At 57.3% G+C, this 22,228-nt stretch carries 16 protein-coding genes and 3 pseudogenes; 12 read left to right on the plus strand and 7 right to left on the minus strand.

Annotated features, from left to right (window positions below):
• Window positions 1-65: 65 nt before the first annotated feature.
• The gene (locus NDO75_RS26070; protein WP_310909461.1) at window positions 66-1,859 is read right to left on the minus strand and encodes a hypothetical protein; all 1,794 of its coding nucleotides are present in this window, start codon (window positions 1,857-1,859) and stop codon (window positions 66-68) included.
• Between the two features lie 255 nt (window positions 1,860-2,114).
• Between NDO75_RS26070 and NDO75_RS26075 the strand changes: the two genes are divergently transcribed.
• The gene (locus tag NDO75_RS26075) at window positions 2,115-3,422 is read left to right on the plus strand and encodes a hypothetical protein (RefSeq protein ID WP_310909462.1); all 1,308 of its coding nucleotides are present in this window, start codon (window positions 2,115-2,117) and stop codon (window positions 3,420-3,422) included.
• A 74-nt stretch (window positions 3,423-3,496) separates the two neighbouring features.
• Window positions 3,497-3,904: a PAS domain-containing protein gene (locus tag NDO75_RS26080; protein WP_310909463.1), complete on the plus strand. Its 408-nt coding sequence runs from the start codon at window positions 3,497-3,499 to the stop codon at window positions 3,902-3,904.
• Between the two features lie 75 nt (window positions 3,905-3,979).
• On the opposite strand, the gene NDO75_RS26085 is transcribed toward NDO75_RS26080, so the two are convergent.
• The 3 genes and pseudogenes from NDO75_RS26085 to mbhE form a co-directional block, all read right to left on the minus strand.
• On the minus strand, window positions 3,980-5,791 hold the full coding sequence (locus tag NDO75_RS26085; RefSeq protein ID WP_310909464.1) for a multicopper oxidase: 1,812 nt from the start codon (window positions 5,789-5,791) through the stop codon (window positions 3,980-3,982).
• 357 nt (window positions 5,792-6,148) lie between these two features.
• A pseudogene (locus NDO75_RS27860) lies at window positions 6,149-6,306 on the minus strand (IS5/IS1182 family transposase); the annotation flags it as partial.
• 262 nt (window positions 6,307-6,568) lie between these two features.
• Window positions 6,569-8,995 carry a hydrogen gas-evolving membrane-bound hydrogenase subunit E gene (gene mbhE, locus NDO75_RS26090; protein ID WP_310909465.1) on the minus strand — a complete coding sequence of 809 codons (2,427 nt, stop codon included), beginning with the start codon at window positions 8,993-8,995 and terminating at the stop codon, window positions 6,569-6,571.
• Window positions 8,996-9,168: 173 nt separating this feature from the next.
• On the opposite strand from mbhE, the pseudogene NDO75_RS26095 reads away from it, so the two are divergent.
• Window positions 9,169-10,746: pseudogene (locus NDO75_RS26095) on the plus strand (tRNA uridine(34) 5-carboxymethylaminomethyl modification radical SAM/GNAT enzyme Elp3); the annotation flags it as partial.
• A gap of 1,069 nt (window positions 10,747-11,815) precedes the next feature.
• Complete coding sequence (locus NDO75_RS26100) at window positions 11,816-12,019, plus strand: hypothetical protein (RefSeq protein ID WP_310909466.1); 204 nt, start codon at window positions 11,816-11,818, stop codon at window positions 12,017-12,019.
• A gap of 102 nt (window positions 12,020-12,121) precedes the next feature.
• Here the strand turns inward: NDO75_RS26100 and NDO75_RS26105 are convergent, their stop codons facing one another.
• Entirely contained in the window at window positions 12,122-12,472 is a 351-nt protein-coding gene (locus NDO75_RS26105) for a hypothetical protein (RefSeq protein ID WP_310909467.1), read from the minus strand.
• Between the two features lie 161 nt (window positions 12,473-12,633).
• Here NDO75_RS26105 and NDO75_RS26110 point away from each other — a divergent pair, with 161 nt between their 5' ends.
• The 3 genes and pseudogenes from NDO75_RS26110 to NDO75_RS26120 all read left to right on the plus strand — a co-directional run bounded on the left by NDO75_RS26110 (window position 12,634) and on the right by NDO75_RS26120 (window position 15,883).
• Entirely contained in the window at window positions 12,634-13,266 is a 633-nt protein-coding gene (locus NDO75_RS26110; protein WP_310909468.1) for a metal-dependent hydrolase, read from the plus strand.
• Between the two features lie 597 nt (window positions 13,267-13,863).
• Complete coding sequence (locus NDO75_RS26115; RefSeq protein ID WP_310909469.1) at window positions 13,864-14,694, plus strand: TFIIB-type zinc ribbon-containing protein; 831 nt, start codon at window positions 13,864-13,866, stop codon at window positions 14,692-14,694.
• A gap of 20 nt (window positions 14,695-14,714) precedes the next feature.
• A pseudogene (locus NDO75_RS26120) lies at window positions 14,715-15,883 on the plus strand (ISH3 family transposase).
• A 359-nt stretch (window positions 15,884-16,242) separates the two neighbouring features.
• Here NDO75_RS26120 and NDO75_RS26125 read toward each other — a convergent pair.
• Window positions 16,243-17,064, minus strand: coding sequence for an ArdC-like ssDNA-binding domain-containing protein (locus NDO75_RS26125; protein WP_310909499.1), 822 nt, complete (start codon window positions 17,062-17,064; stop codon window positions 16,243-16,245).
• Window positions 17,065-17,577: 513 nt separating this feature from the next.
• Between NDO75_RS26125 and NDO75_RS27865 the strand changes: the two genes are divergently transcribed.
• The 5 genes from NDO75_RS27865 to NDO75_RS26150 all read left to right on the plus strand — a co-directional run bounded on the left by NDO75_RS27865 (window position 17,578) and on the right by NDO75_RS26150 (window position 21,648).
• Window positions 17,578-17,985, plus strand: a complete 408-nt coding sequence (locus NDO75_RS27865) for a COX15/CtaA family protein (protein WP_345784932.1) — start codon at window positions 17,578-17,580, stop codon at window positions 17,983-17,985.
• A 105-nt stretch (window positions 17,986-18,090) separates the two neighbouring features.
• Window positions 18,091-19,077 (plus strand): thioredoxin domain-containing protein, encoded by a 987-nt coding sequence (locus NDO75_RS26135; protein ID WP_310909470.1) that lies wholly within the window; start codon window positions 18,091-18,093, stop codon window positions 19,075-19,077.
• A gap of 7 nt (window positions 19,078-19,084) precedes the next feature.
• On the plus strand, window positions 19,085-19,501 hold the full coding sequence (locus NDO75_RS26140; RefSeq protein ID WP_310909471.1) for a disulfide bond formation protein B: 417 nt from the start codon (window positions 19,085-19,087) through the stop codon (window positions 19,499-19,501).
• 98 nt (window positions 19,502-19,599) lie between these two features.
• Complete coding sequence (locus NDO75_RS26145) at window positions 19,600-20,325, plus strand: type II CAAX endopeptidase family protein (RefSeq protein ID WP_310909472.1); 726 nt, start codon at window positions 19,600-19,602, stop codon at window positions 20,323-20,325.
• Between the two features lie 168 nt (window positions 20,326-20,493).
• Window positions 20,494-21,648, plus strand: a complete 1,155-nt coding sequence (locus NDO75_RS26150; RefSeq protein ID WP_310909473.1) for a multicopper oxidase domain-containing protein — start codon at window positions 20,494-20,496, stop codon at window positions 21,646-21,648.
• 206 nt (window positions 21,649-21,854) lie between these two features.
• Here NDO75_RS26150 and NDO75_RS26155 read toward each other — a convergent pair whose 3' ends face one another.
• Window positions 21,855-22,040, minus strand: coding sequence for a hypothetical protein (locus NDO75_RS26155; protein ID WP_092635601.1), 186 nt, complete (start codon window positions 22,038-22,040; stop codon window positions 21,855-21,857).
• Window positions 22,041-22,228: the final 188 nt, after the last annotated feature.

Genomic DNA, 22,228 nt, shown 5'->3' on the forward strand with positions numbered 1-22,228 from the left:
CTCGCTGTTCCCTTTAGAGACGGGCCTCGAGTCGGATCCCGGTCGGCGTTTCCATCTCTCCTCCTTTACGGTGCGCTGTCGATCGCGTACATCTCGAAGTCGTCGTTCGAGATGACCTTGTTCGCGCCCGGCTCGGTTTCGAGCCCCTCAAGCGCTCTCCTATCATAATTGAGTTCGCGGTAGACGTCGAGCTCCCTCGACTTGTCCCAGTCGGTGACGACGAAGTAGTACTCGTCGGTGGGGTAGGCCCCGCTGTAGTTCCCCTCCGAAAACACGGTGGCGTTGACGGAGCCGGTTGCGGCCGACGCACCACCGACCGTGTCGCCGCCGCCTGCAACCCCGTTGATGCCCTGCTCGTATCGATAGGGATCGTACCCCATCCCCGCGTAGGGGACGTCATCAGCCCCGTGATCGAAGCCATCTTCGTAGCCGCTCATCATTTCGTCGGTCACGTGCTGCCCCGGGTTGTAGATCAACGGCGACGTGAACACCGTCATCAGCCCGAGGACAAGACACGCCCCGAGTACCAGCGCTGTGACCGCGTTCGCGCCTGGTTTCGTGATCACGCCCGAGAGGCCGCCGACGAGCCGTGCGAGGGCGATACCGGCCAGGATCGTCAGGAGCACGTAGATGAACCCCATCTGCCGGAACGCCATCGTCGGCGTCCCGAGGAAGTAGACGAGAAACATCGCGGAGAGCGGGAACAGTGCGAACGCGAAGTAGTTAACGAGGGATCTGGTCTCCCCGTCGAGGCTCGTCCGGCCGAGCCAGACGACCAGGATGAAACAGCCGACGATGAGGCCGATGATCGCCGCGTCGAGGAACATCTTCACGAACAACTCGGTGAGGCTGCCACCGATCTCGGTCAACGACGTCCCCCGTTGATTAACCTCGGTACTGCCGCCGATATCCTGTGCGAGCAGGCCGGTGACGAGGCCGCCGACGGCCTGCCTGAACCGCTCGTTGCCGAGCGCCCAGAGTCCGAAGAGGGCCCCGAGGGAGAGCGTGTGGACGTGGGTCGTCGGATGCTCGAGCATCGGGTGGTCGTCGTAGCGCCGGCGGGCGAGGAACTGGACGCCGCTGATCGCGCCGATGAGAACGACGACGTTGAACATCTGCTGGGGATGGACCAGCAAGAGTGCGAGGCCGGTGAGAAAGACGAGAACGCTGAACGGCGACACGCCGAGCGGGAGCCGCTCGAGCGTCGAGCGCCGGCGGAGATAGGCGACGATCGCGAAGAGCACGGGCGGAACGAGGAACAGCGCGTTCGAGTTGGTGTGGACGCCCATGTGCGTCGCGATGTTGTTGATCGGCAGCACCATCCAGGAGACGATCGCGGCGAGGCCGACCGCCAGCTCGTCGCCGGTCATATCGCGGACGACGAGCGGGACGAAGACGACGAAGGGGACGAAGAGGACGACCATCCCGATCAGGAGCCCGCGTTCGATCGAGACGCCGCCCGCGAAGTGCAGGACCGTCGCGATAGAGTGGAGTCCCGGATAGAAGAGTTCGTGCGGCGCGGTTCCGCCGGTAACGATGTCGCGCGTCCACCCGAGGTGCGTGAGTGCGTCGCCCATTCCGGCGAACCGATAGTTCCTGAGTATCGGGAGGCTCACGATGGCCGTGACCGTCAGTCCCCCGAGACCGATTCCGAGTCCTTGCTGACGGCCGCGACAGGACAGGGTTGCTCCGACCGCGATCGCGAGCGCGAGTGCGAACCCGAACCAGGTGATCGTCGGCGCACCCGCGTAGACCGACGGCTCGTAGTCGGTAGCAGGATTCGCCCTCGCCACGAGGATCCCCATCGTGACTGCGAGAAAGCCAATCGCGACCGTCACGTTGAGCGTCGATCGTCTCATGTCCACTCACCGAGTTCGGCCGGACCAGTCTCGATACGCATGTGTTGGGCCAGTGGTCGGCACTGCCGGGGTTTGTTATAGGCTTCCTACCCTCGAAAACAGCCGTTGTGAGGTCTCCATCCGAAGTATGCTATCCCTATCGAATCCGAACGGTCAGCTACGGATTGATCTCTCGAGACGCGATCGATCAACGATTATGCTGGTTTTTGTAGGCGGTCGTGATCGGTTGAGACGACACCTGAACTCGCCCTCACTATGTCATCCATCATCATCGACGAGATCTCGACTCACGAGGCGACCCTCGAGTGCTCGGTCCGCAGCTCGGCCGACCTCGAGCGGTTCTTCACCGACGAATCGTTTCGGACTAGCTACGACGTTCCGATCGGGGACGTTCCGGAGGGCGTGCTCGCGATTCCCGTCCTCGCGCAGGTCTGTCCGGTCGCGTGGGCCAACGGAGCCGACGTCTACGTCGACGAGGTCGACGCGACGTTCGCCCGCGCGCTCGAGGACGTGAAGGAATCGCTGTGTGAGATGCACGACTTCCTCAAGGGCGGGACGCTCTACGCGCGCCGAACCATCGAAGCGGAGCCGGACGCGACCGGCGAGAGCGGCCTGCTGTTCACCGGCGGCGTCGACTCGACGTGCTCGTACGTCCGCCACCGCGAGGAGTCGCCGACGCTGATCAGCGTTCGCGGCTGGACGATCACCCCGGACGCCGCCGACGACGGGAAGTGGGACGCCCTCCGCGAGCGCGTCTCGGGCTTCGCCGCCGACCGCGACTGCGAGACGGCGTTCGTCGAGTCGAACATGCTCTCGTTCCTCGACCATCCGATGCTGTTGGCCCACTACAAGCGCTACGTCGACGGCGGCTGGTACAGCTCCGTGGGTCACGGGCTGGGACTGCTCGGCCTCTGCGCGCCGATGGCCTACGCGCGCGGAATGGAGGATCTCTACGTGGCTGCGACTCACTGGGACGGGATCGACCTCGAGTGGGGCTCGCGCCCCGACGTCGACGAGCGCGTCCGGTGGGCCGGGACGCGGTGTCACCACGACGCCTACGAACTCACCCGGCAGGAACGCCTCGACGTCATCGCCGACTACGTCCGCGACGCGGATCCCGAACTGCAACTCCAGACCTGTAACGACCGCATGGACGGTAACTGTGGTGAATGCGAGAAGTGTTATCGGACGGCGGTCGGCCTTCGCCTGGCAGGCCTCGAGCCGTCGAACCACGGCTATCCGTTCTCGGACGCGGACTACCGCGACCTCCGTCGCTCCCTCGAGCGCGGCGACTGGGTGCTCGGCCAGGACGAGCGCCACATGTGGGTCGACATCCGCGAGCGCGCGAGCGAGACCGAACCCGCGACGCCGGCCGAGCGACGCTTCTTCGAGTGGCTCGAAACCGCGGATCTGGCCGATCTGATATCGTCGTCCGGCTCGCCGCTGGTCCACCGCCTCCTCTGGGCCGGCGCGCGAAACGCGCCGAACAGCGTCTATAATACCGCGTACCCGGCCTGGACGACGGCGAAAGCGGGCCTTCGACTCGTCCGGTCCGGTCGATAGAGCGAGGCGCCCGGTCGGCGTCCCGCCCACCACGCTTTTCATCATCCTACGTGAACGAATGGCACAATAGTGAGATGACCGTCGAAATCGGCGATCTGGCCTCGATCTTGCTCGAGTACGAGTCGGACCAGCTCGTCGGCGAGGGCTCCCAGGAGTACATCCATCCGGACAATCGGCAAACCGTCGCGGACCAGTTCCAGCAGATCAGTGCGACGGGGGAATTGTCCGCGTTGGTCCGATATCGTCACGCGACCCGAAGTGGCGAGTGGGTTTGGCTCGAGGGCCGCTTTACGGATCTACCCGACGACACGCTCGAGGGGTACGTCATCAGCTCGCGGGATATCTCCCGACAGGTCGCTGCGGAACGCGATCGCCGAATAACTGAGCCCGATTCGCATTTTGCCGACACTGACGGCCGGTCTGGCGAATCGTGTAGCGGTGTCTTCGATCGATATCGGATGACTGATAGTGCGAATTCTTAGACAGGATCATATATACCAGTATTAAAACGCAACCGCTTAAGACTGCGAACGAAACGATAGTGGTTATAGATTTAGTTAGTTGTCAGAGTTCGGCACTACTTTGAGGGGACGCATCATGTCGTGATCTTCGTGCTCGATCATGTGACAATGCCACATATATTTGCCCGTTTGGTCATTAAATAATCCTTCGTACTCCCCAAAGTGTGCGATCACGTGAACAACCTCACCGGGATCAACAGTGACTACATCGTTCCAACCCAGCTCATAGGTCTGGGGAGACTCGATCGTAGCCGGTTTAATGGTGTCCTTGTCCGGATCATAATCGTTGATCGACTCTCGTCCCAGCACCTGAAAGTGTACAAGATGGAGATGTATCGGATGGGACATTGCAGTATTGTTAACGAGACTCCAGATCTCGGTGTCGCCGAGCGTGGGATCCTCAGTAACGGGATCGTCCAGTCTGTACCCTACTTTTTGGTCTTCTGTCCCGAGGAGGGATAGCATCCGTCCGTAATCGTCGGTTTGCGTAGAGAGCCAGAGCTGTCTGGTACGATCTACCGCATTGGCAGAAATCTTCGGGATCTCCGTCAGTTTGTCCGGCACCTGATTGGTGCCTTGTATGCTCCCCGCGTCATCCACGTCGATGAGCATAATTTCCGGAAGTGGCTTTGTCTCCTCGCTTCTCTCCAGCGTGCCACGGAACAGTGACGGCGCATTATTGTGAAGGAGCAGCGTCTGGCCAGCGTAGTCGGAAAAGTTAACAATGACGTCGGCACGTTGGCTCGGTCCCAACTCGAGACGGTCGGCAATCTCGACCGGTTCCGAGAGGAGGCCGCCATCGTTCCCAATCTGGACGAAAGGCGGGCCGTCGTCACCAGTTTCGCCGGAAGTCTCATCGTACTCGAGCAGTTTGAGATTGTAATAACGACTGTTGGCACCGTTGAGGAGCCGAAACCGATACTTTCTGGGTTTGACGGGCAGCCGAGGCCACGCTTTCCCGTTGACGAGAGACGTATCTCCGTAGAACTGCGGAACAATGCTCGGATCTGGCTGTGACTTCTCTCCACTTTCTTGCTCGTCCGAGATGGCCGTCGGATAGAACAATGACCCGTCCTCATTGAAGCTTCGATCCTGAAGCACGAGTGGGATCTCGTACTCACCATCGGGTAGGCCGAGATCCTGCTCGTGTTTGTTCCGAAGTAGATAGAAGCCTGCGAGACCTGCATATACGTTTAACCGCGTGATGCCGAGCGAATGGTCGTGGTACCACAGGGTCGTTGGGGGCTGGTCGTTCACGTAGTAGTAGTCCTTTTTCTCGAACTCAGGTCCCGTGTCTTGAAAATCACGGGTGAACCACGCCTGGGCGTGGCCATCGCTCTCGGCTTCGATGTTCCCTCCATGAAGGTGCGTCACGACTCGTACGCCTGTTGTATCGTACGGGACTAGATCGCTATGAACCGTCGTGTCCACGGGTAAGAGGTGGTCGTCCGGCAACCTGTTCTGCCACCGCACATAGATCGGTTCGCCTTGTTGGGCTTCGATGGTCGGACCAGGGTATTGACCATCGTACCCCCAGACGGTCGTCGGCGGAAGATCGCTGTGGAGATTCTGTTCGACTTCGCTCATTTCGATCTCGTAATAGGGTTGCCCGTCCTTCATCCCAGTTGGCTCTATGACGCCTGGGCGAGGCACATCGTCAACCCATTTTTTGAGGTCTGGCGACGAATGGTCCGTTATGGTCGCCGGCGCCGTTGTCTCCGTTCCGTTCTCAGTGGATCTATTATCTGTTGAACAGCCCGCAAAGGCCGAGATACTCGTAGCACCAGTTGTCAGGAGAAGCTTGCGGCGCGAGACATCTATCTCGGACGGCTCAATACGCTCTTTCATAGGCTATTTGAGTATATAAATTCCCGCTGAATAGCGGGTGAGGCCAGTTCCTATTAGGTGAGAAACGTGTGAATATGTTCGCCACCCATATATACGATCTTTCGAGCTTTCGTTGAGCAGTCGCCTTTCACCGTTACAAGGACAGAGAGTCTGTCACTATCTCCGACTTTGTCATCGTGGGGTAGAAAGTATTCGATATTGGTTGATGATCAAGCTGAAGTCCTGCCGACGAAAACGGCTACGTTTGGGTCTCACGAGATAGACTCAGGATGAACTGGCCGCACAAGACGCAAAAGTACAAGATAAATAAAGTGGGTGTGAATTTACAACGTCAAGTATAGCCCCTGAATCTGACGATTAAAGTATCTGGTCAAGATTGTAAGTGAGGTAAGTAAGCGCGAGTTCTCGAAATTGCTTCCACCAGTGCCGAAGTAGACAAACACACCACACTTCCGCTTGAGACGCGAATCTACTGTCTCGTTCTGGCTGCACTGTCCATAGAGCGCCGTTTCGAGAACTTTGAGGATATCGCGCGACAGCCCGCCGAGCGAAATTGAATGTTTGCTCAACAAACCAGAGTAACTGCGATTTGTGGAGGCTCCATCCGGTCACACTACTGTCTGAATTTGTACCTCTCCAAGCGTTTCAGCAGACCATCCCTTCCTATATGGTTGAGAATAGCAAGCCAATACTTCTAAAACCTGAGCTAAGATTGAGTATCATGACATTCTCTGACAGAACGCGATAGTTGACTGACTTCAGATGTAATCTTTGTCGTCACTCATCGTTACCTCCGGAACGTCCTCCGTCGGTGTGGGAGCCGGCTGGTCCGTCGTCGCCCCGTGTTTCCGTCAGTTCGCCGTCGCTGTGAGTCCGCATCGCGATGAGCGTCAGAATCGATATCGCGGCCAACGCGATTACGACGAGTTCACCCAGCGTGTCGAAGCCGCGGAAGTCGACAAGGGCCACGTTGACCACGTTGTATCCGCCAGCTTCTGGAACCGCCTTCTTGGTGAAGTAGCGGGCGATGGCCGTACTGCCGTCGGGGCGCGCGCTGGTCGTGACGATGACGGTAACGAATGCGGTCACGCCGACCACCAACGAGAGGACGGCGTCGCGAACGCCCCGGCCAAGCCCGATCGCGTATGACTTGGGGATCTCCTCGATCACGAGCAGGAAGATCACGAGCACGAGCGTCTCGACGACCAGCTGGGTCAAGGCGAGATCAGGCGCGCTCGCGAGAATGTAGAAGATCGCGACCATGAACCCAAGAATTGAGAGCGTGAGCACGCCCGCGATGTGGGTCTCTGAACGGACAACGGCGACTCCGCCGAGTACCGCAACGAGCAACACGAGCGCGATCGGAACCGTGACGTCGAGCCCGAACTCGGTCGGCGCGACGGCATCCGCCGCGACGAAGCCGACGAGCGCGAGTGTACAGGTCGCTGTCAGCGTCCACGTTGCGTACGTTCGCAGGAGGCCGTTGTGGACTGTCTCGGCGAACCACCGGCCTTCATCGGTGAGGCCGTCGACGACGACGTTGTACCACCAGTTGGCACGGACTGGCGGCGTCTGCTGCACGACCCCGCGAATGGCATCGTGAAGACGGCCGTAGAACGGAAACGCGACGAGTCCACCGCCGATCGTGACCATGCTCATTCCCACCGCCGGCGAGTACGACGTCGGAATGCCGACGTACATCTCCTGAGGGTCGCTCGCCGTCGCCTCGAGGCCGGACTGGACGATGGTGTCGACAGCAAGCTGCGGATCAACGCTAACAACCGCGGCGAGCAGCGCCAGCACGGTCGGCGGGACGAGCAGGGTGGCGGGAGGGCTAGTGATGCGGCCGAGTCCGTCCGGCCGGTCACCGAAGAACAGCGAGAGGAACCGAAGCGAGTACAGCACCGTGAAGATACTCGCAAAGACAGCAACGGCGGGATAGAGCCAGCCCAGCATCCCGACATCGTGGCTCACCTCGACGGTGGCCTCGAAAAGCAGTTCCTTCGAGTAGAAGCCGTTGAACGGCGGGATGCCGGCCATGCTGAGCGCGGCGACCGTGGTGATCACCGCTGTGACCGGCAGATCACGCCCGAGACCGCCGAGCATGTCGATCTTACGAGTACCTGCCTCATGGGCGACGATGCCGGCGACGAGGAACAGCGCGGCCTTGAACAGCGCGTGATTGAACAGGTGGAAGACGCCGGCCTCTGCGCCGTAGACGGATGTGAAGCCGAAGGCAGCAACCATCAGGCCGAGGTGGCTCGCCGTCGAGTATGCGAGCAGTTCCTTGATGTCCGTCGCCGCGACCGCTAGCACCGCACAGACGGTCATTGTCGTCAGTCCGAGCGTCGTGAACAAAAAGAACCACTCAGGACCGATGAGCATAGGGCGGACACGCCCGACGAAGTAGACGCCGACCTTAACCATTGTCGCGGAGTGGAGGAAGGCCGAGACTGGAGTCGGTGCTGCCATCGCATTGGGCAGCCAGAAGTGCAGCGGCACCTGTGCGGACTTGGTCGCCGCACCGATGGCGAGCAGTCCGAGCACCGGCAGGAACAGGCCCCGCTCGCGCAGGGCGGTCTGCATCGCCTTGGGGTTCTCGAGCATCACGGCGAGATTGAACGCGGACTCAGGACCAAGGAGATTGGCTGCGACGACCGAGAGCAGGAGGAGGCCGACGAGCAGGAAGAGACCGCCACCGACAGTGATGAGCATGGCCATCCGAGCGGCGTACTTCGAAGAGTCGTCGGCAGTGTAGTAGCCGATCAGGACGAACGAACAGAGACTGGTGAGCTCCCAGAAGAGGAAGATCGCGACCAGGTCGGCGGCCAACGCGACGCCGACGATTGAGCCCATGAAGGCGAGCAGTGCTGCGTAGTATTTGCTGAGTCCGGCTTGACCGTGCATATACGCGGGCGAGTAGGTAAAGACAAGCGCGCCAATACCGCACGCAAGCAAGGCAAATAAGAGCGCCCAGCCGTCAACGTGAAAGCGGAGTGCGATATCGAGCGAGGGTACCCACTTAAGTGAGACGGTCCCCTCCTGTCCATATTGGGTCGCGAGCAGGCCGAACGAGGCGAGCGCGACGAAGGTTCCCGCGAACCCGGTTCCTTCGCCGAGGACGCGAAAGAACAACGGCGTAATGGCTGCGGCGGCGAACGGCAACGCGACTGCGGCGATGACTATCGCCAGGTCAGGAGACATTCGGTACGCGGTGCATAGGGCGAGACTGCCCTTAAGCGACTACCTTTCAGAAAGGCCGGTGTATCCAGAATCGATGACCCTGGCGGGAGTCGCCCGCCGCCAGCAATTGCTCCGGCGGTGTCTTGATTCGAGAATCTAACACACTTATTCGCAAACGGCGACGAATTACCACAATGAGTACCGAGACGCCCGAAACGACCGAAACTGAAGCGTTCGAGCGGGTCTACGAGACGCTTGTCGACCGAATCCTCGCCGGCGAGATCGAGCACAACGAGGTCGAGAAAGCCAAGCTCAAGGCTTGGTCGGGATGCTCCACGTCCAAAGTGCCGAAGAAATCCGAGCTGCTGGACTACACGCCCGAAGAGCACCGCGAGACCCTCGGGACGGCGCTTCGACGCAAATCGGCTCGGACAGCCTCTGGCGTCTCGCCGGTCACGATCATGACCTCGCCAGAACGGTGTCCTCATAGGAAGTGTCTCTACTGTCCCTCAGTCCCGACTCCGAGTTCTCGTCGTCCCAGAGCTACACGGGCAAGGTGCCTGCCACCCCTGGCGGCCAGAACGATTACAATCCATACGAGCAGGTCACGCTCTGGCTCGAGTAGCTGCGCCAGATCGGCCACCCCGTCGACAAGGCCATCCTGATGGGCGGGACGATACCGCCCGCAACCATGACTACCAAGGGTCGTTTGTCAAGCGCGCTCGAGGCGATGAATGATTTCGACATCGATAAGGAGCCCGAACCGGCCGAAGGTGTCAATTTCGCGCAGGACCCGAGGAGTACGAGTGGAAGTAACTTGGGGACGTCATCGCGGAGAACGAGACCTCGGACGTCCACAACATCGGGACGACCTTCGAGACCAAACCCGACTGGTACGGCCCCAAGTAACTCAACCGGATGCCTAAGGTCGGCGTCCAAACCGCCTACGAGCGTGTTAATCGGGAGATACACCGCGTCCACGGCGTCCCGATCGACGCCAACCAGCGACTGCGTGACTCGGCGTTCAAGGTCAGATTCCACATGATACCGGGTCAGCCCGGGTTAAGCAAAGAGATGTGTCTCGAGGACTTCCAGCGGCTCTTCGAGACCGAGCAGTGGAGGCCAAACTACCTGAATGTCAACCCGACGCTCGTGGTGCAGGAGGCGTGACCTACGGCTGGTTGCATAGAGACAGTACGATCCCTGTCGAACTACAAGGTCACCGAGCTAATCGCCGAGATCAGGTCGATGATCTCCCGGTACATACGACTCCAGCGCGTCCAGCGAGACATCCCGGCAGGCCTCATCGACGCCGGGTCGGAAGTCAAATTTCTGCAAACTCGCCGATCAGCGGTTGGATGAACACGGCTGGGCTGCAAGTACATCTGCTGTTGCGAGGCCGGGATAAACGATGAGGAGCCCGAAAACGTCGACCTCAACGTACTGACCTACAAGACCTGAGGCGACACCGAACACTTCATCTTGTTCGAGGACTCCGAGAAGGGCCTGCTCATCGGCATCTGCCGATTCCGACTCCCGAACGGCCAGTTCAACCGGAACTCGAGGACACGGCGCTGGTCTGAGAACTACACGTCTACGGCTCGAAAGTCGCCGTCGGCGGTAAAGGGGAGACCGACCAGCGCTGGAACTATGGCTGCCACCTGATGGAACGCGCCGAGGAACTCACCGATGACGTCGGTTACGACATGGTGAGCATGATCTCCAGTAGTGATGCTCGAGAGTACTATTGGGAGAAGTTCGGCGACCATCAGACGGCCGTACGTAAGCAAGTGTTTGTGATTGCGTTCCTTGGCGATAGCCTCGAAGAGTCGACTTTGGACGTGGGCTTTCGCATTCACACCGTGGTCGGCCTTCCGTTTACTTCTCGGCAAATATCAAAGGTTCCACGCCAAATAAAAATTGTAATTCCATCAATATATTTAAAATTAACGGTAATCGACGCGATCGTGTTGGATACTTACAATTATCGGAATCGTTGTCAGCCCGCCCGACAGCGGCACACCGCACTGCCTCTCGCTCGAGCGCGCCGGCACACACTGTCGGTCGTCCCTCTAGAGCGCCGTGGCGACGCGCTTGTCATCCTTATCCCTATTGCCAAGTCGTCCAATTCAGATACGTTCTATACCATCCTGTGCTCGTTGTGCGCTCATCGCTCGACGTAACCGTTGTTTGAGTTCGGGCCGGTATCAGTGGGGACGAACTAGGAGTTTTCCTTTAGATAAAGGCTATTTTTCTAAGGGTTATTTTACTGAGCTCCACCCGACAACTCTTGAGCGATTATGATAATGGCAGGTCCGGCGGACTAGGGACAGCAGTTTCCGCCGGACGAGATCAAGGTCAGTGGGGTTACTGTGTTCCGATAATGGGATCACAGTTTCGCGGTCTGTCGCGTGCGGTAGGTCACGCGACAATGAATATGTTCATTATGACCTATTATCAATGTCTCCCCGATTCCAACGGGCTTGGAATCGTCGCGTTTGTCATTATAACGACTATAGAACACCGCCCAAAATCCGTATCTGGCCGTCGCGGCTGCCAGCCACGTAAACCTAATAGAGTCGCTTCTGATAGGGCCATCACACGGAGATATCTGCTCGCCAAACAAATATCAGAGATATAGTTATTATGGCGGGCCTGCGATAACCGATGATCCTTGCAGTGTTCACTCAATCTCCATATTTTATCGTTCATAATAGTGGTGGAATCAGTAGACAATGTGCTTAATATCCCAATTGATGCAGATGCATAGCGGACCTAGTCGTGATCGTCAATCTCCCAAGATTCGATTGACTTATACTGTTTGACAAAGATCCTTGAGATATGAATAAGGCACTTGGTGACGCCATGGTTGTGGCAATGTTAACCCTTGGATTTCTGATGGTAACATTATATATCATAATCCCAGATCCTGCCGGATCACCAATGTTCAATTTGATCGTTAAGGGAACTACAGGGGTCACCCTCCTCTTCACGATCACCCTCATTGGAATGGTGGTAAAAGACACATCTCCTAGCAATTACTAATCCCTTGACTTTCCGTGTTGATTTCGGTCAGCAGTGTAGGGAAGATCATTATACATATAAGCCAATTAAGGCCGGTCAAATATCAATGAGTATTTCGCGTGTTTAGTCTCCGTCAGCTCTGAAGGAGGAAAGGTAAGTTGGTGACTTATTTCGGAACACTACGTAGAGTAGAACGGTAGCAATCAGAAAATCAAAACTGTGTTCGACAAGGTGATGGACGGTCATTGGTACCAAATCAAAAACAGTACCAAGCCCGACTATAGAACGAGCTACAAGCATTCCAAGTACAACCGTAATCAAGAAATAGCGGATTGTTCGTCGCCTCAAATACGCGATAAGGCCAACACCAAATAGAAGGAGTGTACCAATGACTGCAAAGACAATTATAGCAACGAGAATGGGTGCTATCTGTGGATCAAGCCATTCTCTACTGACTGAACTAAAACCAGGCATTATAGATATTACCAGCTCTGTTGAGAATACTATCTAATTTCTGTTCTCGATGGATCACTAATAGGGACCTGATCTGACGGAATCGAATTGACGGTTTGCATATGCTTATTCATGCTGGCAGGCGCTATATAACTATTCCGTGGTCACCGCATCACTATCCTATGTGGCCATGGGAACACTTGATCGTTAGCTATATTTTGTATTCGCTGATCAGTCACACCGTCTTTCGTGAGTCGCCCAGCGGACTCGATGCGCTCGCCGTTGTTCTCGCGTCAGTTCTCCCAGACCTGATCGATAAACCGCTCGCGTGGGAGTATGGCATTTTCGATGTCGGCTACGCGATCGGTCATTCAATCTTTTTTGCGGTGCCACTGGCGATCCTCGTTGGAATGATCGCAAACGTGACCGCACGGCCGCGAACCAGCCTCGCGTTTGGACTGAGCTATCTGTTACATCCCCCCGCCGACATCATAGATGCCGTGTTCCGTCAGGGTGTTCTTCTAATCGACCTCGCTTTCTGGCCGGTTACATTGGTCGAGGGCCACCCCCCTGGTCCCAGTTTTTTCGAAGCAGTTTTTCTGCTGTTCGGTCACTACACGAGCGACTTGCTTGCGGGGAATCTCTCGGCCTACCTGCGGATTCAGGTCGGTCTCGCCGGGTTCACGATACTCGTCTGGCTTCTCGACGGCGCGCCAGTCCTTCGGGAATGTCTGCAAGTGAGTACTCGAGCAGTCGGAGTCGTCATGGAGAGACACACAAATTCGTCGAGCCAGAACCAGCCGAACAGATGGTAGATCACATGAGCATTGCGTCGTTGTCTGCCTGCTGAGTTACTCCTTTAGAAAAACTCGTCGGCGATCAACAGCGACGGCCGGCGAGCCAACCTGATCGCGAGCATCGCCTGCTGGCGCATCCCGCCACCGAACTAGTGGGGATATACATCGATCTGCTCATCAGGCTGTGGAATTCTGACATCGGCCATTGGATCTAACACCTTCTTACTGATCGTTCTCGATCCAGGAACTCACGCTGGCGAGCAATTCCCACCGGTCAAACGTTATCTGATTAGAACGACACTTAATATCTAGAAGGGCAATCGATTCGCCGAGAAGGTTCGACGTATCTGATACCGCGACGTAGCATTGGGGCCAAAATCGACGAGGGATCAAAGGATAGAATTGACTATTTGGGATCGCTAATTCTTGGTAAATTGAATCATTCCTAAGCAGTGGGAATCCCCCCTGTACTCATATCCGGCCCAATGCTACTTGCTAGACAGCCACTGCCAGGATACGACCAGATAACTATAATCATCTCAAATGATGTATAATATACACACCACAGTTAGATCCCATGAGACGTCAGACCAAACAGGATCAACTGAGTCAAGTATGGTATGTCCAGAATGTGATGGACAGATCACCAGCGATGTTGAACATGGTGAGACGACGTATAGTGAATGTGGGCTTGTCGTTGATGAGGATATGATTGATCGTGGCCCTGAGTGGCGAGCGTTTGGCGATAGAGAGCGTGTAGAGCGTAGCCGAGTTGGGGCACCGACAACCGAACTTAGACACGATAATGGCCTCAGTACGATGATTGGTTGGCGCGACAAAGATACGCACGGAAATCAGCTCTCCTCGGAAAAACGAAAACAGATTCAACGTCTTCGAACCTGGGATAAGCGGTTCGCTACGAAGAATGCACAGGAGCGTAATCTCAAGCATGCCTTTGGCGAGATTGATCGAATGGCATCAGCACTTGTGATTCCAAAATCCTGTCGAGAAACTGTTGGTGTTATCTATCGGCGAGCCGTTGAACACGAACTATTACCAGGCCGATCGATTGAAGGAATGTCAACAGCTAGCTTATATGCCGCTGCTCGCCAACATGGAACGCCACGTACACTGGTTGAGTTCGAGACAGTGAGCCGCGTCAAAAAGGTACGTATACAGCGGGCATATCGTTATCTGTCCCAAGAGCTCGGCTTACAACTTGAACCAGCCGATCCACTCCAGTATGTTTCGCAGTTTGCTTCGGCACTTGATGTGAGTGGGGAAGCTGAACAACTTACACGGGAATTAGTTGAGGCGGCGAAAGCAGAAGCCATACACAGCGGACAGAGTCTAGCAAGTATCGCCGCTGCAGCGCTTTATGCAGCTGCTCGACTGTCGAATGAGCAGATTACACAAGATCAGTACTTCACAAAGCCGCTTAGTTAGAACGTCTGCTTGCTGTGAATGTGCCTAGCAAACAGCAGCAAGCAGACAGTGAAATCCACGAGGACCAGCTTCTTAACTTTCTCGTCACCGTTCTTACCGGCGCGTTTACTCTTGACCTCAGTGAGAACACTGAAATCGACCCAGAGGACATTTTCGAGGTCCTCGTCGGCGCGACCGCCGACGGGACCTCGATCTCCTCACTCTGTAAGGAGAGCAAAGACGCTCCCTCTGCCAATGACGTCCTCTACCACCTCCGCTCCAAGTTTGACCTCGAAACTGTCGAATCTACGGGGAACACGCTTCTCCAGCAGGATATCCTTGAAACACTCCCCCAGCAGGTGGAGGTCGTTGCTGACCTCCACCTGCGACCCTACTATGGTGACAAAGACGAGACTGACGGCCTCTACTACAGTGAGGCCAAAGCAGGAACAACTGCGTTCCATGCTTACGCCACACTCTACGCCCGCGTGAACAACAAGCGCTACACCTTGGCGGTGCGCCGTCTCACCGACGGCGACACCGCCAGCGATATCCTCGCAGAGTTTCTAGGACTGCTCAACAACTTCGACTTCGACGTTAAAGCGGTATATCTCGACAGTGGCTTCTACGACGGCAAGTGTCTCACATTGCTCCAAGCACACAATTTCGCGTACATCGTTCCAGTGATCAATGGGGCAGCAAGATCAAGAACGAACTCAGCACCGGTTGGAGTCGTGAGATCACTCACGATCTCACGACGTCCTACGGCGAGTACGAGTGGACCGTCGAGTTTCCAGTGATGATCGACTGTACCTACAAGAATGGTCGATACGATGAGCACGGGGTGGCGCGTCACGGCTACGCCGTCGACGCGCCGTTTGTCGATGAACCTCGACAGGCTCGATCCCACTACAGCAAACGCTTCGGGATCGAAGCGAGCTACCGTCTCTCCGAGTCAACGATCATCTCGACGACGACGCAAGATCCCATGAGACGGCTGTTGTTCGTTGTGCTGAGTCTCTTGCTCCAGAACGTTTGGCGGTTCCTGCACTGGAAGTATGTGGCGACGCCCCGCCGTGGCGGGCGTCGCCTCTGGTGGTGGCCCTTCGAGGAGTTCGTCGACATGGTAACTCGGGCAGCGTGGACGGCCCTTGCGGTGCGTCGGGCCGTCCCCGCGAATCGGCCACCGGATGACCGGTTCCACCGGTAACTGGTGACCGAGCCCGCCCTGCCGATCAGTGGCAACGCTGTCGCGTCGACGGCTGAACGCCGCCGACTGCGACGACTTCCCATCTCTCGTTGTGGAGTAGATCTTCAGAGCACAATTCCGAGTTCTGGTTCGCTGGTAACTCACGTTCCAGCGTCAGTTTGCTGAGGATGCTTTGTGAGGTACTGAGTCTGGGTCTGTCCGACGTGACGAGTGCAGTCACGCCGCCACCCTTCGTCGGCGCGAAAAGACGACCCCTAAAACGCGTTACAGCGGAAAACCTCCGCTATTTCGCTCTCCGAATAGACATAATCTCGTTACCCGTCGATGGTTTCGATGATCTCCTCCGCAGTCGAACCGATTCAACCAAGCCGGTCCTGAATCGCGTCTGAGTCCTCGTCCTGCCACGCGGCCAAGTAGAACGCGGACCCGCTCGTATCCAACTCGAAATACCGCCCGACAATGTACGCGACTGCCTCGGCCTCAACCTCGCGTTTCGATCGCTCGGCCTCGTCGGTGGCGTCTGAGTGGAGTAAGGCGTGAGCGAACTCGTGAACCAACGTCACGGCGAGATCAGCCTGATTTTCGCGCGCTTTCGCCTCGACGACTGGTTGGAGATCACGCTTACTCCGGTATTTGCAGACGCCCATCGCGTCCCCATGCTTCCACTCGTCAGCGTCGACGATACGAACTGTCACGCCGATATCAGTGGCTGCATCCTCGAGTGTGGGCACCAGGTCGTCGGCATCGCCAGTTGCCTCAGTCTCTAGCTCGGGAAGCGGCTCACCCTCCGTCTGGGACACATCGAAGACAGACGTGGGTTTGAACCCGACAAACCCTTTCGACCACTCGTCCGGCGACATCTCGTCGTATTCACAGTCACTTTGCTCGTGGTAGCTAGGCGAGTTCTTGCACTTGGGACACTGCTTCGTAATGATCGGGGTCCAGATCCAGATGGCTGACTCACCTTCCTGGACGTGCCGGTCGAACTTATTCCGCCAGGTGTTGTACCCGGCGACCTTCGTCGCCTCGGGACACTGGAGGTTGATGAGCAGCGTGTTCCGATGGGAGTAGTCGTGGAACCGAGATTGGACGTCAAGCCACTCTTGGAACTCCGCGCTGGCCTGCGCGTCGTCGACGTGGTCGACGAGGTCGTCGATCCAGGCTTCGATGGTACTGTGCATCTCGTCATGTCGCGTGTCGGTTTCCTCGAAGGAGGCCGACGTGAAAGCACGCCACTCCGGGCCGTGGTCGATTGGATCATCTTCAAAAACCAACCCGCAGTTTTCGCAGGTCGCCTCACCGCTGTCGCTATTCCGGGTAATATGGCCCTGACACTCGAGACAGGTGTTGTCGTTAGCAGACTTCACCTCACGGTCGCGTTCATCTATTGACCGTTCCTGGATATGCTCTTAAGACACCATACTATCGGCATATAGGGGTTTTCCCTACGAACCGTGGGTCTTCTTAGCAGTGCCGTGGGACGGCTCCTCAATGAATAGCAGGCGGTGTCCCACTTACTGGGAATCCGGCCTAGCACTTTGTCTTCAGGACGTCAACTTGGCACACTGCGAGTTAACCCAAATATTATGTCTCAAGCCCGAAGCCGCTTGCACTACTTGCGAGCCACGATTCCAAAGACTCCGGTCAGGTACAGGCATATCGCTGGTTTCACGGTACTTCTGACGTACATCGTGATGCTTCTCGGAGCCTATACCAGTGCAATCGGTGCTGGGCTCTCCTGTCCGGATTGGCCGACCTGCTACGGGACGTGGGTTCCGTTCCTCCAGCCCGATATCATCGCTAACTCGCCATACTCTGCACTCCAAATTTTCGCAGAGTGGGCTCATCGCGGACTGGCGATGACGGCCGGGGTTCTGATCGCCGTCACGGCCCTCGGAGCGTGGGTAACACACCGTAATACCCCGATTGTCAAATGGTCAGCCACGGCCGCTCTCGTCCTCCTTCCGTTACAGGTTATCCTCGGAGGACTGACCGTCACGGAAGATCTCCAACCGATCATCGTGACGACCCATCTCGGCGTGGCAATTCTCGTTCTACTCTGTCTCCTGACGACTTGCCTTGTCGCATATCTCCGCCGCTGATGACACCTTGCGTATAAAACAATGCCACAGATACCGACGATTCGGCTCACTACGAGAGCAGAACACAGAGCCTATGAAATTTGCCAACAGGAGTAGTGATCACGAATGACTGCTCATACCTGCCCGATCTGTACAGATCAATTCGAAACAGCTGGAGCAGCGCGTGACCACACATGGAACGCTCACAGCGCCTGCCATTATTGTGGTGAACAACTCGGTGACGAAACTGACGAGCAGCTCTACAGACACTGGCTCGCCGCTCATCCCGACGGCCTCTCACGTGTGGACCACAAACGGGCGGACGCAGCCGTCGATTCACTCACGTTCTCAGAGCGGTTATCCGAGGGAGGTGTCGGAGCTGCTGTCGGAGGACTGACCCGCCGACAGCTTCTCCTCGCCGGCGGTGGTGCCGCCACTGCCGGTCTCGTGATCGGCGCCACCGCTCTCTCTAACAATACGAGTACTGAACCGGAGGGCGGTGCGAATGCTGGAGGTGATACGGGTGCCGTTACCACTGCCCCGATTCCCGACTCGCCTGGAGACTTCCGTTATGCGACGGTGGGGTCCGCTGATACTGATGTCACGGTAACATACTTCGGGAGCTGGAAGTGTCCGTACTGCGCCCAGTTCAGTACGGAGATGCTTTCACAACTCGTGACGGACTACGTGGAACCAGGAACGATCGCGCTCGAGTTCCGCAATCTCGCATATATCGGTGGCGACCCGTTTTTAGGCCCCGATGCACCCGCAGCCGGCCAAGCCGGGTTAGCTGTCTGGAACACCGACCCAGCCTCGTACTGGGCGTTCCACGAATACGTGTTCCGGAATCAGCCACCCGAGAGCGACCAGTGGGCGACCGCCGAGAGACTGGTCGAGTTTGCTCAGGCCGCAGGCGTCTCCGAGACGGCGTCGATTCGCACGGCGATCCAAGAAAACCAGTACGACGACGCGCTGCGGGCGACTGACAGGGCTGCGAGCGATACCGGTGTCGACGCCACACCCGCGCTCCTCATCGATGGCACAACGGTCAATCCACTCGGAAACGAAGAGCGAACAAGACAGTTGATCGAAGATGCAGCTGGATCAAACTGAGTCATGGATGTCCGACGGACGATTCTGGCTTGCAGGCGGGGCAGGTGTCGCGGCAGTTGCGACCCTCGGAAGCCTCTGGTTCAGTCTCGGCCTCGGTCTCGTTCCGTGTACCCTCTGCTGGTACCAACGTATCCTCATGTATCCGCTCGTCGTCGTTCTTGGCGTTGCCGCTCTCGAGAGCCACAACACAGTCTGGCGAACAGTCGTGCCACTATCCGTAGTGGGAGCTTCAATCGCGGGATATCACTCCGTACTCCAAGCAACGACAGCCTCATGCACCTTTGCTGGCCCCTGTGCAGTCGTCCAGTGGCAGGCTCCGGTGCTCGGACTCACGATTCCGAATCTCTCACTCATCGCGTTCGTGCTCGTGACGATTACAGTCCTCGCTGGATCGAACCTCGTCGAACCTGAACATCAGCCATGAACAAAATCACTACCGTGAGAAGTCTTGGAATGAATAGCGCCGGAGTCGACCTATCGAAGCCAGCTTGTAGGGTGGAGCCCTACGCTCACATCTGATTAATGTCGTCGATATCTCGCTTCCAATCTGTCGCCTCGGCGATTGGTCTCACGTATGGATCATACGTTGCAGGGGCTATCGTAATCCTTGCCGTCGCGACGGTCGTCGGGTTGTTCGGAGTCGACCTCGCGTCGCGCCCAGCCCTCAGACTGGTTTTGAGTACGTTCTTCCTCCAAGGAGTGACGTTTGGGGGCATCGCCATCCTCTATCTCAAAGGCCGTGATCTCGGATTTGGATTCGTTCCAGTTCGTTCACCTGACAAGCGTGATGGGGCGGTGATTGTTGGGGGGAGTATCGCAATCCTGGGGTTGCTCTTTGTGGCGTCCTTAGTAATCACGGCCCTCGGTCTGAACTCGGCTCAGAATCAGATCGTCGAGGTCGGGCGTCAAAATCCGAGTGTATTCCTTCTTCTGATCCCCCTCCAATTCCTGTTGGTCGGCCCGGGAGAAGAACTGTTGTTCCGGGGCCTCGTACAGGGCACCCTACGTGAAAATCTCCATCCGGCTCGTGCAATCATCCTCGCAAGCGCTCTGTTCGCATCGATCCATCTCTTCTCGTTGTCAGGGGAAGGCAAACTGGTGTACATTGGTATCGCATTCGTCCTGGCCCTAGTACTGGGAGTAGCGTACGAGTACACGGACAATCTCGCAGTGCCGGCTGTGATTCACGGGACGTATAACGCGGTGCAGTTCGCAGGGGCCTATCTGACGGCGACGGGCGGACTCTAGAAGTCTGATCGCTTTCTAGCCCCAATTTCTGACTCCTAACAGCGAACAAGTATAGATGAAAAGCCGCCATCTCCATTCGCCTTTTGCCGAACATGTCCACGCGCTGTCCCGTGAATTGGGACACCGCAGTCGGCCTATGTTTAGGCCGACCAAGATACCGAGTGTATCATGACTACACGTTTCGGCGCACCCGGAACCGGGCTGTCCCGGCGGGAGTTTCTCGCGGCAACTGGCGCAACCGGTATCGCTTCGTTAGCAGGCTGTTCTGCGGGCGGAGCCAACGAGCCAGCAGCAACGAGCGATACGCCCACGCAGACACAAACTGACTCGCCTGATCTCCCCTACACCAGCCCTCCAACAGTCGTCAACGTCAACGAGCAGGGTGGCGAAGTGACGATGCGGACTCAGCAGGCCCGCCACGCCGTCCACCCGCTCGATACAATGGGTGGGCCCGTCGAATTCCCCCGCGTCTGGGCGTTCCAGGCCGACGACAACGACCCCAGCGTCCCCGGCCCAATTCTCAGAACGACCGAGGGGAACGCGATGGAGGTGACACTCGACAACACCGATGGCCGACGTCCCCACACGATTCACTTCCACGGGGTTCGCAAGACGTGGGAGAACGACGGCGTCCCGACGACGACCGGCATTCAGGTCCCGCCAGGGGAGACACACACCTACGAGATTCCCGCTAACGTCCCTGGGACGCATTTCTACCATTGTCACTTCCAGACCCACCGGCATATCGACATGGGCATGTACGGGATCTACCGAGTTGATCCCGAAGGCTACGAACCGGCCGACCGCGAATACTTCATGACGGTCAAAGACTGGGACTCACGGGTTCCGCGGAAGTGGGCCGGTGAGGCGGACTTTACCTACAATTCGGCCAGTCGCAATCCGGACGTGTTCACCGTCAACGGGAAGAGCGCACCCCGAACGCTGCACCCCGAAGAAGGGTCACCGATCATCGTCGACGAGGGCGACTCAGTTCGTATCCACCTCGTCAACGGCGGGTACATGTCGCACCCGATGCACATCCATAACCACCGCTTCCAGCGCGTCGAAAAGGACGGCGGGACGATTCCGGAGGCTGCCCGACACGACATGGACGTCACGAACGTTGCCCCTGCTGAACGACACACGATCGAATTTACTGCCGATGCAGACCCCGGTATCTACCTGATGCACTGCCATAAGGTCAACCACGTGATGAACGGCACGTTCTATCCCGGCGGGATGTTTACTGGAGTGGTCTATCGGTCGGTCATGGATACGGACATCTTCAACCAGCTTATGGAGTACGCCGGCTACACCGCATAGAGACGTTCTATACGACAACCAGGACTGGATATAACTGAACGATGGTGGTTACCCGGATTTGGTGGACTCCTGTTGGTTCGACACCGTCCCGCTGAAGCAGCCGTCGGTAGGACTGCGAACCGGTCATCGAAATAAATCTGAATCAACACCAGCTGGCGGCTAGCATGGACCGCAACCCAGCGGATTTCGGCGACTGGGTCGGCCTGTTACGGACTGGCGCGGAACTCGCCGTGTTTCATTCCGAAGAAGAACGCGATGACTGAGAAGACGATCATTGAGGGCAGAACCATCATGAAGACTGTCGAGGAGGTCATCACGGTCGTGAGCGCAATCGCCGCGACGGCGACAATCACGACGAGGGGAGCCACCGAGCGCACGAAGTCGAATTCCATATGTACTGTGGTGACCGGATAGACAAAACCGTTAACAAAGTAGATTTGCTGGAAACCGGCACTGACACGGTGCAAGCGGAAGCCCACCCCTTCACAGTAGTTGCTGGGGTCGATTATCTAATATGTTCGACGCCCACTCACGCCGATTCTGAAAGCCGTGCGCTCGATACGCGGGGTCCTTCGATTCC

Source organism: Natrinema sp. 1APR25-10V2, from assembly GCF_031626495.1.
GTDB lineage: Archaea > Halobacteriota > Halobacteria > Halobacteriales > Natrialbaceae > Natrinema.